Origin of the sequence: Bacillus paralicheniformis, from assembly GCF_002993925.1 — a bacterium.
GTDB lineage: Bacteria > Bacillota > Bacilli > Bacillales > Bacillaceae > Bacillus > Bacillus paralicheniformis.
Genome location: NZ_CP023665.1, coordinates 3,060,782 through 3,073,328 on the forward strand (window position 1 = coordinate 3,060,782; position 12,547 = coordinate 3,073,328).

11 protein-coding genes and 1 riboswitch are annotated in these 12,547 nt (G+C 45.1%); of the genes, 2 read left to right on the top strand and 9 right to left on the bottom strand.

Features of this window, described 5'->3' with window-relative positions:
- Window positions 1-155: 155 nt before the first annotated feature.
- Both CP943_RS15600 and CP943_RS15605 read left to right on the top strand, forming a co-directional pair.
- Window positions 156-830: a response regulator transcription factor gene (locus CP943_RS15600; RefSeq protein WP_105980114.1), complete on the top strand. Its 675-nt coding sequence runs from the start codon at window positions 156-158 to the stop codon at window positions 828-830.
- Between the two features lie 2 nt (window positions 831-832).
- A complete protein-coding gene (locus tag CP943_RS15605) occupies window positions 833-2,254 on the top strand; it encodes a sensor histidine kinase (RefSeq protein WP_105981130.1) in 1,422 nt (473 codons plus the stop codon).
- A gap of 562 nt (window positions 2,255-2,816) precedes the next feature.
- Here CP943_RS15605 and CP943_RS15610 read toward each other — a convergent pair.
- The 9 genes from CP943_RS15610 to CP943_RS15655 all read right to left on the bottom strand — a co-directional run bounded on the left by CP943_RS15610 (window position 2,817) and on the right by CP943_RS15655 (window position 12,532).
- On the bottom strand, window positions 2,817-4,049 hold the full coding sequence (locus CP943_RS15610; RefSeq protein ID WP_105981371.1) for an aspartate kinase: 1,233 nt from the start codon (window positions 4,047-4,049) through the stop codon (window positions 2,817-2,819).
- 147 nt (window positions 4,050-4,196) lie between these two features.
- A riboswitch (Lysine riboswitch) is annotated at window positions 4,197-4,377 on the bottom strand.
- A 64-nt stretch (window positions 4,378-4,441) separates the two neighbouring features.
- Complete coding sequence (gene uvrC / locus CP943_RS15615; protein WP_023855450.1) at window positions 4,442-6,214, bottom strand: excinuclease ABC subunit UvrC; 1,773 nt, start codon at window positions 6,212-6,214, stop codon at window positions 4,442-4,444.
- A gap of 145 nt (window positions 6,215-6,359) precedes the next feature.
- On the bottom strand, window positions 6,360-6,674 hold the full coding sequence (gene trxA, locus CP943_RS15620) for a thioredoxin (RefSeq protein ID WP_020452497.1): 315 nt from the start codon (window positions 6,672-6,674) through the stop codon (window positions 6,360-6,362).
- A gap of 212 nt (window positions 6,675-6,886) precedes the next feature.
- Window positions 6,887-7,864 carry an electron transfer flavoprotein subunit alpha/FixB family protein gene (locus CP943_RS15630; protein ID WP_105981131.1) on the bottom strand — a complete coding sequence of 326 codons (978 nt, stop codon included), beginning with the start codon at window positions 7,862-7,864 and terminating at the stop codon, window positions 6,887-6,889.
- Between the two features lie 49 nt (window positions 7,865-7,913).
- Window positions 7,914-8,687: an electron transfer flavoprotein subunit beta/FixA family protein gene (locus CP943_RS15635; protein ID WP_020452499.1), complete on the bottom strand. Its 774-nt coding sequence runs from the start codon at window positions 8,685-8,687 to the stop codon at window positions 7,914-7,916.
- A 31-nt stretch (window positions 8,688-8,718) separates the two neighbouring features.
- Window positions 8,719-9,495 carry an enoyl-CoA hydratase gene (locus CP943_RS15640; RefSeq protein ID WP_105981132.1) on the bottom strand — a complete coding sequence of 259 codons (777 nt, stop codon included), beginning with the start codon at window positions 9,493-9,495 and terminating at the stop codon, window positions 8,719-8,721.
- 1 nt (window position 9,496) lies between these two features.
- Entirely contained in the window at window positions 9,497-10,099 is a 603-nt protein-coding gene (locus tag CP943_RS15645) for a fatty acid metabolism transcriptional regulator FadR (RefSeq protein WP_020452501.1), read from the bottom strand.
- Window positions 10,100-10,240: 141 nt separating this feature from the next.
- Window positions 10,241-11,920, bottom strand: coding sequence for an AMP-binding protein (locus CP943_RS15650; protein WP_023855453.1), 1,680 nt, complete (start codon window positions 11,918-11,920; stop codon window positions 10,241-10,243).
- Window positions 11,921-12,127: 207 nt separating this feature from the next.
- The gene (locus tag CP943_RS15655) at window positions 12,128-12,532 is read right to left on the bottom strand and encodes a DUF350 domain-containing protein (protein WP_026579111.1); all 405 of its coding nucleotides are present in this window, start codon (window positions 12,530-12,532) and stop codon (window positions 12,128-12,130) included.
- Between the last annotated feature and the right edge of the window lie 15 nt (window positions 12,533-12,547).

Here is a 12,547-nt window from a genome sequence, read left to right on the forward strand (position 1 = left end):
CTCTTTTTATAGTTCAGTTTCATTTTAAATAGCTAAACTCAATAGGGCGTTAATAAAATATCAATAAAATATCAAGATTTATTCACACATATTCCGCAATTACCAAAAAAACGTCATAATGTTATTCAGAAGCAAAACAGAAAGGAATGGCGATAATGAAAGAAACCATTTTAGTCGTCGATGATGATGCAGAAATTATTGAACTGATGAAAGACTTTCTGGAGATCGAGAATTACAATGTTCTAACAGCATTTAATGGAGAACAAGCCCTCTCCATTGTCAACAAACAAGAGGTCGACTGTATCTTGCTAGATGTAATGATGCCGGGGGAATCAGGCTTTTCGATATGCAAGAAGCTGAGAGACATAAAGGATGTCCCTATCTTATTTTTAAGCGCCAAAGAGGATCCAACCGATAAAATTAGGGGATTAAGTGTCGGGGGTGATGATTATATTGTAAAAACGGCAACACCAGGTGAGATTGTAGCCAGAATCAAAGCAGTGAGACGGCGCTCCGGACAGCAAAAACCCGGACACTCATTCAACGGCCTTACAATTGATTACTTATCCCGAGAAGTACATATACACGGAAGAAAAGTTTCCCTCACCTCAAAGGAATTTGACTTATTATCTCTACTTAGCAGACATCCCCATCAAGTATTTACACACGATCAAATTATCCAATTTATATGGGGGGAGCATTATAGTGATCCGCATACAGTAAGGGTATTCGTCGCGAGAATCAGGGAAAAAATTGAAGAAACCCCCTCTCGGCCGCGCTGGATCCTAACTGTCTGGGGAGTCGGATACAAATTTGTGGAGGGGGCATAAACATGTTAAAGGGGCATAAAAAAAGACTGACAATAAAAAAATGGCTGTTTCTCTTTATGATTGCATTTATTTTGCTCCCCATTCTTACTACAAAAATGGCCGTCCATTTTTATAATGAATCAAAAACAAATTCTATTGAAATAGAAGATATAATGCCTTGGCTGGAACAAAACATTCTAAATCAGCCGGAAAATTGGAACAAAAAAGAGTGGCAAAAACAAATACATCATAAAACTGATGAGCTTCATATAGGGATACGCTTGCTAAACAAAGATCAAAAAGTCTTATTTTCAACAGTAGAAAAACCAGATAATCATCAGATTACAAAAATAGAGCAAACAGCAGATTACTCAGTTGGGAATACAAACTATCTTCTTGAAGAATATTATGTATATCAGAACAAAAAACTCGCAGGCATTTTATATGTTCAAGATAAAAGGCCTGCACTCCATGCTTTCAATGGTCCAGAAAACAGTTTTCTAGAACAGTATGGAGGCTTATTCATCGCATTATTTGTTTTCCTAATGCTTTTGGCGACAGCTGCATGGTTTATGAATAAACAAGTATTAATTCCGTTGACTGCACTGGAGAAAACATCACAGCTCATTTCAAAGCAGGATTTCAATTTTTCTCTTCCTTCTTCACGTGTTACAGAAATTCATGAAGTATCAAACGGATTTAAGTCCATGCAGCTGCAGCTAAAGAAATCATTAGCCAAACAACAATCACTTGAAAACGAAAGAAAACTGTTTATTGCTTCTATCGTGCATGATTTACGAACACCAATATTTACAATCCGGGGATATCTAGAAATTATAGAAAAGCAATTACACCAAGCCCCTGAAAAAGTAAAGAAATATATTGTGACATGCAGAAATAAAGCGGATATGCTGAATCATTTAGTGTCAGACCTATTCTCGTACACGAAGCTAGAACTTTACAAAGAAAAACCAAGTGTAGAGTTTGTAAACCTAAACCGCTTACTTGACGATTACCTGAACGATTACTCAGCAATATTAGAAGAAAAGGGAATTCATCTCATAAAATCAATTCCTGAAGGTGATACATATGTTTATGCAGATCCCGAGCTTTTTTCCAGAGCTTTTTACAACATAATAGACAATGCCATAAGATTTTCTTTTAAAAACAGCGACATCTACGTTTCACTGTTCGAAGAGAAAAAATACGCTGTTATTGCCATTCGGGATAAAGGAAAGGGACTGCACGAGTCCGAGTTAGACCAGATATTTACGCCGCTTTACAGAGGAGAAACCTCTCGCAATCGAAAAACAGGAGGAGCCGGATTGGGCTTAGCCATAAGCAAGGAGATTTTAGAAGTGCATGGAGGTAAAATCACTGCAGAAAACCATAACAAACAAGGTGCCGTTTTTAAATTATATTTGCCATTACCTAATGGATCATGATTAATCATCATACTTTTTTTGATCGCTTGTTTTAGATGATATAGAAAAAGCAATAAAGAAATCGCTCATCATACAATAAAAGCACATAGCTTGAATATGAAAAAAGGACCCATACATCAAGTAGAAACCAAAACAGCCAACCAATAGCTGAAAAGTAACATTTTATTTTTCGGCCTATTATTTATATCAAAAAGGAATAAAATTTGGCCTCTGGCTGATTCGGTATTACAAACATCGCAACCGTATTGGGCTATGTTTAATCAAATTTATTTCGCACAAAGTGTCATAGGCGGGGACCGCGGATATATTTTATGAAGAAAAAGGATGCAGCACCGTAAAATCGCTCTGTGTTATTATCAATCGTCTCCCGACTACTGGAGCCATTCCACAACAAACAATGGATAAAAGCTTATCAGAGCGGAAAACAGCGATATGATTGAGCTCCCTAAGGAAAAATATTCATCTTCATTTTCGCGGATTTCCCGCCTTATTCGACTTTGCATTAGCCCTTACTAACTCTGATTACATACCATTCTCCTCCTGCTAGCAAATTGCAGGATGTTTAATTCGCAGCTATGCTTATTTTCGACAGTTCAAAAGCATCATGCAGCGCTTCGACGGCTTTCACCATATCGCCTTCGCTAACGACAGTCGAAACTTTGATTTCGGATGTGCTGACCATTTTGACCTGGATGTTTTTTTCCGCCAGCACAGCGAACATTTCTGCTGCTACTCCCGGGTTGGAGATCATGCCTGAACCGACGATCGAGACTTTGGCCAGCCTGTTTTCCGTTTCAATCTGTTCATAGTCGAGCGCGTCTTTGTATTCTTCGAGAACTTCGACCGTCCGTTTTAAGTCTTCCGTTTTCACGGAGAAAGAAATCGACGTTTGGCTTGTGCTTGTCACTGATTGAATGATGATGTCAACGTTGATGTTCTGTTTAGCGAGCGTTGTAAAAATCGTTGACAGCGTCGTCAAGCCGCTCGCCAGGCCGCATACGGTCACGCGTGTGATCTGATCTTCAAATGCAATGCCTCTTACAATTAAATTTTGTTCCATTGATGATTCCTCCTCGATTAATGTGCCGGCTTCTTTTTCTGTGCTTGAACGGACTTCCAAAGGCACCTGATAGTTTTTCGCAAATTCAACAGCTCTCGGATGCAGGACGCCTGCTCCAAGATTGGCAAGCTCAAGCATTTCATCGTAGGAGATTCCGGCCAGCTTCCGCGCTGTTTTCACATAGCGGGGATCGGTTGTGAAAACCCCCGGTACATCGGTGTAAATGTCGCATTTATCGGCTTTCAGGGCAGCTGCGAGGGCAACAGCTGTCGTATCTGATCCGCCTCTGCCGAGCGTTGTGATTTCACCTTCCGCTGTCGTCCCCTGGAATCCGGCGACAACGGCGATTTTCCCTTCATTCAGACGCTCTTTCAGCTTGCCTGTATCAATGTTCGTAATTCTTGCGTTGCCGTGAATATTTTCGGTTTCGATGCCGGCCTGCCAGCCTGTATAGGAAACCGCATCATACCCCTTGTTCTGCAAAGCCATTGTCAACAGCGAAATTGTTACCTGTTCTCCTGTTGTCAGCAGCATATCCATTTCCCTGCTGCTCGGCTGTTCGGTAATTTCCTTAGCAAGCGCGACGAGGGAATCCGTCGATTTGCCCATCGCTGAAACGACGACGACAACATCATGACCGCGCTGTTTTTCTTCGATGACGCGGTTTGCGACATTCAATATTTTTTCCACTGATCCTACTGAAGTTCCGCCAAATTTTTGGACGATGAGACCCATCAAATACCACCCTTTTTGTTTTCGTTCGTGCTTGTTTATGTATGAAGAGGAAAACTTGACCGGCGGGCTGTACGTTTTTTCGTACAAAAAAAGCAATGAGAGAAATTCCCTCATTGCTTTAACCAACAAAAATGCCGATGATTTTAACAACGAGATAGCCCTCCAAGAAATGATTTCTTGACAGCCTTACATTTATTCAATGTAAAGCCAGCAGGAAAAACGAATGGATTTTTTCCCCGCTTCGGCGACGCTCCCCTTTCGGCTTTTTTCATCGGAATCCATCTTCCTCATCAAGCCTACTCTTGAAGTTCGCACCTCTATCTTCACCATATCACACGATCTTATTATGAAATTAGTACAAATTCTATCAGATTCTTTTTAAAAGTTCAACATTATTTTTTCAAAGCCTCTTCAATCAGCTGCGCCGTCTTCAGGGGGATGCCGAGCTTGCGGATATCTTCGGCGCTCGCTTCCTTCATTTTCTTAACGGAACCGAAATGTTTTAACAGCAGTTTTTTCCGCTGTTCGCCGACGCCCGGTATGCCGTCGAGCACCGATTGAAATGCGCTTTTTCCTCTGAGCTGCCTGTGGAAGCTGATCGCAAACCTGTGCACTTCATCCTGAATGCGCTGAAGCAGGTAAAATTCCTGGCTGTTCCGCTCAAGCTGGACGATCTCAAGGGGGTCGCCGATCAAAAGGTTGGAAGTTCTGTGTTTATCATCTTTCACCAGACCGGCAACAGGGACATCGAGCCCCAATTCATTTTCCAAAACGTCAAGGGCGGCAGACACCTGGCCTTTTCCGCCGTCGATCAATACTAAATCAGGCAGCGGCAGATTCTCTTTCAGCACCCTTGTATATCTTCTTCTGATGACTTCGCGCATTGACCCGTAGTCGTCAGGGCCTTCAACCGTCTTAATCTTATATTTGCGGTACTCTTTTTTATGCGGTTTTCCGTCGAGAAAGACGACCATCGCCGAAACGGGGTCCGTTCCTTGAATATTTGAATTATCAAACGCTTCAATTCGGTACGGCGTGTAGATGCCCAGTGCTTTGCCGAGCTTTTCAATCGCGCCGATCGTCCGCTCTTCGTCCCGTTCAATGAGCGAAAACTTCTCTTTCAAAGCGAGCTTTGCATTTTTATGGGCAAGGAGCAGCAGGTCTTTCTTCGCTCCCCTTTTCGGCTGGCGCACGTTCACGTCCAAAAGCTCCTCAATCATGTCCTTATCGACGCTGTCTGGAACCAAAATTTCCCTTGGGAGGAAGTGGTTGTTTTTTGAGTAAAATTGCCCGATGAACGTCAAAAACTCCTCGTCTGCTTCCCTGTATAAAGGAAACATGCTGACATCTCTTTCAATCAATTTGCCCTGCCTGATAAAGAAGACCTGGACGCACATCCAGCCCTTGTCATACGAATAGGCAAATACATCGCGGTCAACCATGTCATTCAGCATCATTTTCTGTTTTTCCATCGTTGACTCGATATGGGCCATTTGATCGCGGAATTCTTTCGCCCGTTCGAACTGCAGGTTTTCCGAGGCTTCGAGCATTTTTGCTTCAAGTTCTTTCTTGACTTCATTGTATCCGCCCTTTAAAAAGCGGGTGATTTCTTCTGTGAGCTGTCGGTTTGTCTCCTCAGACACATCATATACGCATGGCGCCAGACATTGTCCGAGATGATAGTACAAACAGACGCGGTCCGGCAGTTTGGCGCACTTTCTGAGCGGATAGAGGCGGTCCAGCAGCTTTTTTGTTTCCCTCGCAGCCTGGACATTGGGATACGGCCCGAAATAGCGGCCTTTGTCTTTTTTGACCTTCCTCGTGACAATCAGCTTCGGATGCCGCTCGTTCGTGATTTTAATAAACGGGTAGCTTTTATCATCTTTCAGCATCACGTTATATTTCGGGTCGTACTTTTTGATTAAATTCATTTCAAGAATGAGCGCTTCGATGTTCGAGGAGGTGACAATGTATTCAAAATCTTCAATTTCACTGACAAGACGCTGTGTTTTGGCATCATGGGACCCGCTGAAATAGGAGCGAACCCTGTTTTTTAAGATTTTCGCTTTCCCGACGTAGATGACGGTATCCTGCCTGTCTTTCATCAAGTAGCAGCCAGGCTGATCCGGGAGAAGGGCCAGCTTTTCTTTGATTTTTTTGTTCATCAAAAATCCTTCCTTGTTTCGGCGTTTTTTCTTCATTTCAGTTTACCATGACCGACCGTACGTTCGCTACAATTGGAGAAGGAAGATGGCGCGTTGTAAGAAAAAAGCGATCCCTTTGGAATCGCCTTTTTCACAGGTTTCTATTTTACAAATGTTTGTTGACCAGTTCTTCAAGGGCTTCTTTCGGTTTAAAGCCGACAGATGTTTCAACCACTTCGCCGTCTTTTAGTATGAGGAGAGTCGGGATGCTCATCACGCCGTATTTGCCGGCAGTTTCTTGGTTTTCGTCAACATCGATTTTTACGATTTTCAGTTTGTCTCCCATTTCTTGATCAAGCTCTTCAAGTACCGGCGCGATCATTTTGCAAGGTCCGCACCAAGGAGCCCAGAAGTCGGCAAGAACTACGCCTTCACTTGTTTCAGATGAGAATGTTTGATCAGTTGCTTTTACGATAGCCATTCTTTCATTCCTCCAATTGTGAAATTATGCTTTTTAGTATAGCATCTCCCTTTGGTTCACGCTAACATAATGCTTGATTATACATTTCCCTATCTGCGCAGTTTTACACATCGGGATTTTAGCCTTTCTAAAAATGTCCTTATTCCATGTTATTTTGCAAAAGGCGGAAATGTGCCTATGTAAAAAGCCGGCCATTTCAGGCCGGCTTTTGATCAAGTACTGACGCTCAGCTTTTTAAATTCCTCCGTGAGCAGCGGAACGATTTCAAATAAGTCGCCGACGATCCCGTAGTCGGCAATTTTAAAGATGTCGGCTTCCGGATCTTTGTTGATGGCAACGATGATTTTGCTGTTTGACATCCCTGCGAGGTGCTGAATCGCTCCTGAAATGCCGCAGGCGATATATAAGTCTGGAGTTACGACTTTGCCGGTCTGGCCGATTTGAAGCGAATAGTCGCAGTAGTCTGCGTCACAGGCTCCCCTTGAAGCGCCGACCGCGCCGCCCATTACGTCGGCAAGCTCCTGCAGCGGTTTAAAGCCTTCCTCGCTTTTGACGCCGCGGCCGCCGGCTACGATGATTTTCGCTTCAGACAAATCGACGCCTTCGGACGTTTTTTTGACAATGTCCTTGATAACCGTTCTGATGTCCCGAATATCCGCTTCGATGCTTTCGACCGCTCCCGTTCGCGTCTCATCTTTGTCGAGCGGGGCAATATTATTCGGTCTAATCGTTGCAAAAATCGTTTCATCTTCGGAAATGATCCGCTCAAACGCTTTGCCTGAGTAGATCGGTCTTGTAAACACGATGTTGCCGCCGGCTACTTCGACGTTGACGGCATCTGATATCAGCCCTGTTCCCATACGGGCTGCAAGCTTCGGCGACAAGTCTTTGCCCATTGACGTATGGCCGAAAATTATCACGTCCGGACTTTCGCGCTCAATGATCGGCATAAAGGCTTGAACATAGCCGTCAGACGTATAGTTTTTCAAGAGCGGGTTTTCGGCTGTAAGCACTCTGTCAGCGCCGTAATGGATCAGTTGTGCCGCATCGCTTGAAACGCTTTCACCGAAGAGAACACCGATCACCTCTCCCCCTTCGGCAACCGTTTTTCCTGCGGCTATCGCTTCGAATGTCACATTTCTCAACGAACCGTCCCTGAACTCTCCCAATACGATAACTTTTTTGCTCATGTCCATTTCCCCCTGTATTTTAATGACCGTGTTTTTGCTCCCTTCGGCTTCAAACGACCTTTGCTTCGCTTCTCAGCAGTGATACAAGGTCTGCCGCCTGCTGTTCCGGCTCCCCTTCAAGGATTTTCCCGGCTTCTTTTTTCGGAGGCAGGAACCGTTCGATCGTTTTTGTTTTGGCGGCCACGTCTTCCTCGTCGATGTCCAGATCATCAAGTTCAAGCTCCTCAAGAGGCTTTTTCTTCGCCTTCATGATTCCCGGAAGTGACGGATAACGCGGTTCGTTCAACCCCTGCTGTGCAGTCGCTACGATTGGAAGCGACGTTTGGATCACTTCAAGGTCACCCTCGGCGTCGCGTTCCGCTTCAACATCTCCGCCGTTTACCGTCAGCTTTGTAATCGTCGTGATACAAGGGATGCCGAGCAGCTCGGCCAAACGAGGCGCCACCTGTCCCGATCCCCCGTCGATCGCCACATTCCCGCCGAGTATCATGTCATACTCGCGGTCTTTCAAATAGTTGTATAGGATGGCTGACGCCGTATATTGGTCCGCTTCTTCCAGATCGTCTTCAATGTTGATCAAAACGGCTTTGTCGCACCCCATCGCCAGAGCCGTCCTGAGTTCTTTTTCAGCTTCTTCCTCGCCGACTGTGACAACCGTAATCTCACCGCCGTGCTTCTCCTTCAGCTGAAGCGCTTCTTCAATGGCGTACTCATCGTACGGGTTGATGATGAATTCCGCTCCATCCGTGCTGATTTCCCCTTGTTCAATCTGAATTTTCTCCTCTGTATCAAACGTGCGCTTCATTAAGACATAAATGTTCATGTTCTATTCATCCCCTTTGTTTTCACGTTTGTTATTTCCCTTTAAAATGCGGCTTCCGCTTTTCAAGAAATGCCTGAATCCCTTCCTTCGCATCCTCCGATTGGAACACTTCGCCGAAGTATTTTCCTTCCAGCTTGAGGCCGCCTTCATACGAATACACTTTGCTCGAATTCAGGAGTTCAATGACATAAGCCATCGTCTGCGGACTTTTTTCAGCGAATTTTCGCGCGAGCTCTTGTGCCTTTTGCAGCACTTCTTCTTCATTCGCCGCCAAAATCGTGACAAGGCCGTATTCAAAAGCTTCCTTGCCGGATATCGGCTCTGATGTCCCGATCATTTCAAGCGCTTTGGCGGTGCCCACATACTTCGGAAGGCGCTGCGTTCCCGCAAAGCCGGGAATGATTCCGAGATTCAGTTCGGGAAGGCCGAGCTTAGCGCTCTCCTCGGCAATCCGGATGTGGCATGCCATCGCAAGCTCCAGACCTCCTCCAAGAGCAGCTCCGTGAATCGCGGCGATCACGGGCTTTGGAAAAGATTCTACTTTTTCGAAAATCTGCTGGCCTTTATCAGCCAAATTTGCATAATCAGACCCGTCCATCAATGATGTAAACTCTTTAATGTCAGCGCCTGCCGAGAAAAATCTTCCTTCCCCGTGAATCACGACGCTTCTGACATCCTGACGTTCTGAAAGCTCCTCAAGACATGCGGAAAGGTCTTCAAGCACTTGCGTCGATAGCGAATTTGCCGGCGGGTGCTGAATCGTAATGGTTGCGATATAGTCGTCTACGGCGTATGTTAATGCTGCCATTTTATTTCTCCTCCTTCGTCTTTTGGCTGCCGAACCCATGGATCAGCAATTCATGAATGCTGTCTGCCAGCTTTGGCAGATCGTATTTTTGATCATTCATCACCCAGGTTGTAACCGTCTCATCCACCGTACCGAAAATCATCTGCTTCGCCAGGCGGACATCAAGCGTGCTCTTAAATTCTCCCGCTTCTTTTCCTTCGGTGATGATGTCTTCCAGGATCGTCAAGTACCCTTTGAGAATCTCATTGATTTTCAGCCTCAGCTCAAGATTCGACTGCCTCAGCTCAAGCTGGGTGACAATCGCGAGGTGGCGATCGCTGCTGAGCAGTTCAAAGTGCTTTTTGATGAACAGCGTGAGCTTTTCTGTCGCCGAATTTGTCACTTCCATTTCTTCGTTCATCTGCTCGATAAACTGTCCCATTTTCTCTTTGAATAGCGAGATGAGAATATCTTCTTTGTTTTTAAAATAAAGATAAATGGTGCCGTCCGCCACTCCGGCCTGCTTGGCGATTTTCGAAACCTGCGCCTGATGGTATCCGTTTTCTGCAATCACAATGACAGCTGCGTCGATAATCTGCATATACTTTGGTCTCTTTTGTTTCAATTGGCTTCGTTCCTTTCAAATTAATGAATGAATACTCATTCATGAGTTTATCGTAAATAAAAATGGACGCTTTGTCAAGAAGCTAAACTCAAATCGCACCACAAAAGCATGCCGTCAAAATCGACGGCAGACTTCGCTTTTTCAGACGCCGGTTTTTTCTTCTTGAACGAGCGCTCTTCTTAAAATCTTCCCGACTGCCGTTTTCGGCAGTTCGTCCCTGAACTCGTATACTTTCGGCACTTTATAAGGAGCCAGACGCGATCTGGCATATTCGTCCAATTCCTTCTCCGTTATTGTAACATGATCTTTCAGCACTATAAAAGCCTTAACCGTTTCTCCTCTGTATTCATCAGGGATGCCGGCAACAACCGCCTCCTGAACGGCTTCGTGCTCATAGAGCACCTCTTCGATTTCACGCGGGTAAATGTTGTATCCCCCGGCAATGATCACGTCTTTTTTGCGGTCGACAATATAAAAGAAGCCGTCTTTATCCATGTAGCCGATGTCCCCTGTAAAAAACCAGCCGTCCCTTAGACTTTGAGCGGTTTCTTCATCATTGTTCCAGTAGCCCTTCATCACCTGCGGTCCTTTGACGACGATTTCTCCATGCTCATAAGGTCCGAGAAAACCGCCGGTTTCTTCCGAATAGATAGCCGCGTCTGTACCAGGCCAAGGACAGCCGATACTGCCCGCTTTATTCAAATCCCAAATAAAATTGGCGTGAGTGACGGGCGAGGTTTCAGACATTCCGTAACCTTCGACAAGCCTTCCGCCCGTTACCTTTTCAAACTGCTGTTTGACTTCAACAGGAAGCGCTGCAGATCCGCTCAAACAGCTCTTAATTGACGACAGATCAAATTGGTGAAGATCAGGATGGTTCAACAGGGCAATATATATCGTCGGTGCCCCCGGAAATATCGTCGGCTTTTCTTTATCGATCGTTTTCAGCGCTGCGCGCGCGTCAAATCTCGGCAGCAGAATCATTTCATATCCCTGCCTGATCGTGAAATTCAAGACGGCCGTCATTCCGTAGACGTGAAAAAACGGGACGATCCCCAGCACCTTCTCCTCCCCTTTATTCAATTGATAAAACCAGGCATCGCACATCTCCATATTGGCTAGTATGTTGCGGTGGCTGAGCATGACGCCTTTTGGCGTGCCTGTCGTGCCTCCGGTATACTGCAGGACGGCAATGTCGTGGGCCGGATCGATTTCAATCCCCGGCGGACCGCTTGGAACGGGGCGTTTCATGATGGTTCGGAAGAGGTGTGTCGTCTCATTTTCATTGATCTCAACCGACATTTGATTCTCTTTTTTTTGCACGATTGGGTACAGCAGATTTTTAGGGAAAGGCAGGTAATCTTTTATGCTTGTCGCAATGATGTGCCGAATATTTGACAGCGCTTTCATTTTATATGCTGCCGGGTACAGCATGTCAAGCGTAATGATGATGGTTGCCCCGCTGTCATGAAGCAGATGTTCAAGCTCCCTTTCCGTATACAGCGGATTTGTCTGGACGACGATGCCGCCGGAGAAAAGAACGCCGTAATACGCGATAACCGCCTGCGGGCAGTTCGGCAGCATGATCGAGACTCTGTCTCCTTTTTGAATGCCGAGTGACAGCAGGTAATCTGCCATTTTTAAAGCGTCCTCATAAACTTGCCGGTACGAACATTTTTTTCCGAGAAAATGAATCGCTGTTTTTTCAGAAAACTGTTGGGCGGATTGTTGCAGGATGGAATGGAGTGTTTGATCTTCAAATTGCAGCTCGTGAGGAATTTGTTCGGGATAATGACGCAGCCACGGTTTTTCAGTCGGCATAAGCTCCCCCCTTTTAAACAATATATTCTTGATTTCAGTATATCAAAACAATATTCAGAAAGTAATGATATTTTTTCTTTTTAAAAAGGCGCCCTTTTAAAGGACACCTTTTTCAAGCATAAAAGATCATATAAATCAGGCCGATAACCACAAATACCCCAGCTGTGAAAAACAGGACTTTCGCTAATTTCTCCATGTTGATCCCCTTTAGATACCCGAAGCCACGACAAATGACAGGCCGACTGAAATGACGAATGAAATGAAGCCGACTGCGCGGTTGTCGTTTTCAATCTCCTTGTCAATTTTAAAGCGCGGCGTCAGAAATTCAAAAATGAAGTAGCCGATCAAAAGCAGGATAAAACCGAACAGCCCCCACCCCATCATTTGCAGCAGGGAATTATGCTGGCTTATCGATTTTTGCAGCACGTTGGCGATGCCTAAAATTTTTCCGCCTGTTGCCATCGCGACCGCCATGTTTCCTTTTTGAATCTCCTCCCAATTTTTATAGGTGGTGACGAGTTCAAACACAGATAAAAATATCACAAGACACAAAACGGAAACGCTGTAGTACGCGGCAATTTCCACAAGGTCGTTCTCCCAAAACTCTTTCATCCTTCTAGACTCCCT

Coding starts and splice junctions, on each gene's coding strand:
- CP943_RS15600 (WP_105980114.1), top strand. CDS start 156: ATGAAAGAAACCATTTTAGTCGTCGATGATGATGCAGAAATTATTGAA.
- CP943_RS15605 (WP_105981130.1), top strand. CDS start 833: ATGTTAAAGGGGCATAAAAAAAGACTGACAATAAAAAAATGGCTGTTT.
- CP943_RS15610 (WP_105981371.1), bottom strand. CDS start 4,049: ATGGGTCTCATCGTCCAAAAATTTGGCGGAACTTCAGTAGGATCAGTG.
- uvrC (WP_023855450.1), bottom strand. CDS start 6,214: ATGAACAAAAAAATCAAAGAAAAGCTGGCCCTTCTCCCGGATCAGCCT.
- trxA (WP_020452497.1), bottom strand. CDS start 6,674: ATGGCTATCGTAAAAGCAACTGATCAAACATTCTCATCTGAAACAAGT.
- CP943_RS15630 (WP_105981131.1), bottom strand. CDS start 7,864: ATGAGCAAAAAAGTTATCGTATTGGGAGAGTTCAGGGACGGTTCGTTG.
- CP943_RS15635 (WP_020452499.1), bottom strand. CDS start 8,687: ATGAACATTTATGTCTTAATGAAGCGCACGTTTGATACAGAGGAGAAA.
- CP943_RS15640 (WP_105981132.1), bottom strand. CDS start 9,495: ATGGCAGCATTAACATACGCCGTAGACGACTATATCGCAACCATTACG.
- CP943_RS15650 (WP_023855453.1), bottom strand. CDS start 11,920: ATGCCGACTGAAAAACCGTGGCTGCGTCATTATCCCGAACAAATTCCT.
- CP943_RS15655 (WP_026579111.1), bottom strand. CDS start 12,532: ATGAAAGAGTTTTGGGAGAACGACCTTGTGGAAATTGCCGCGTACTAC.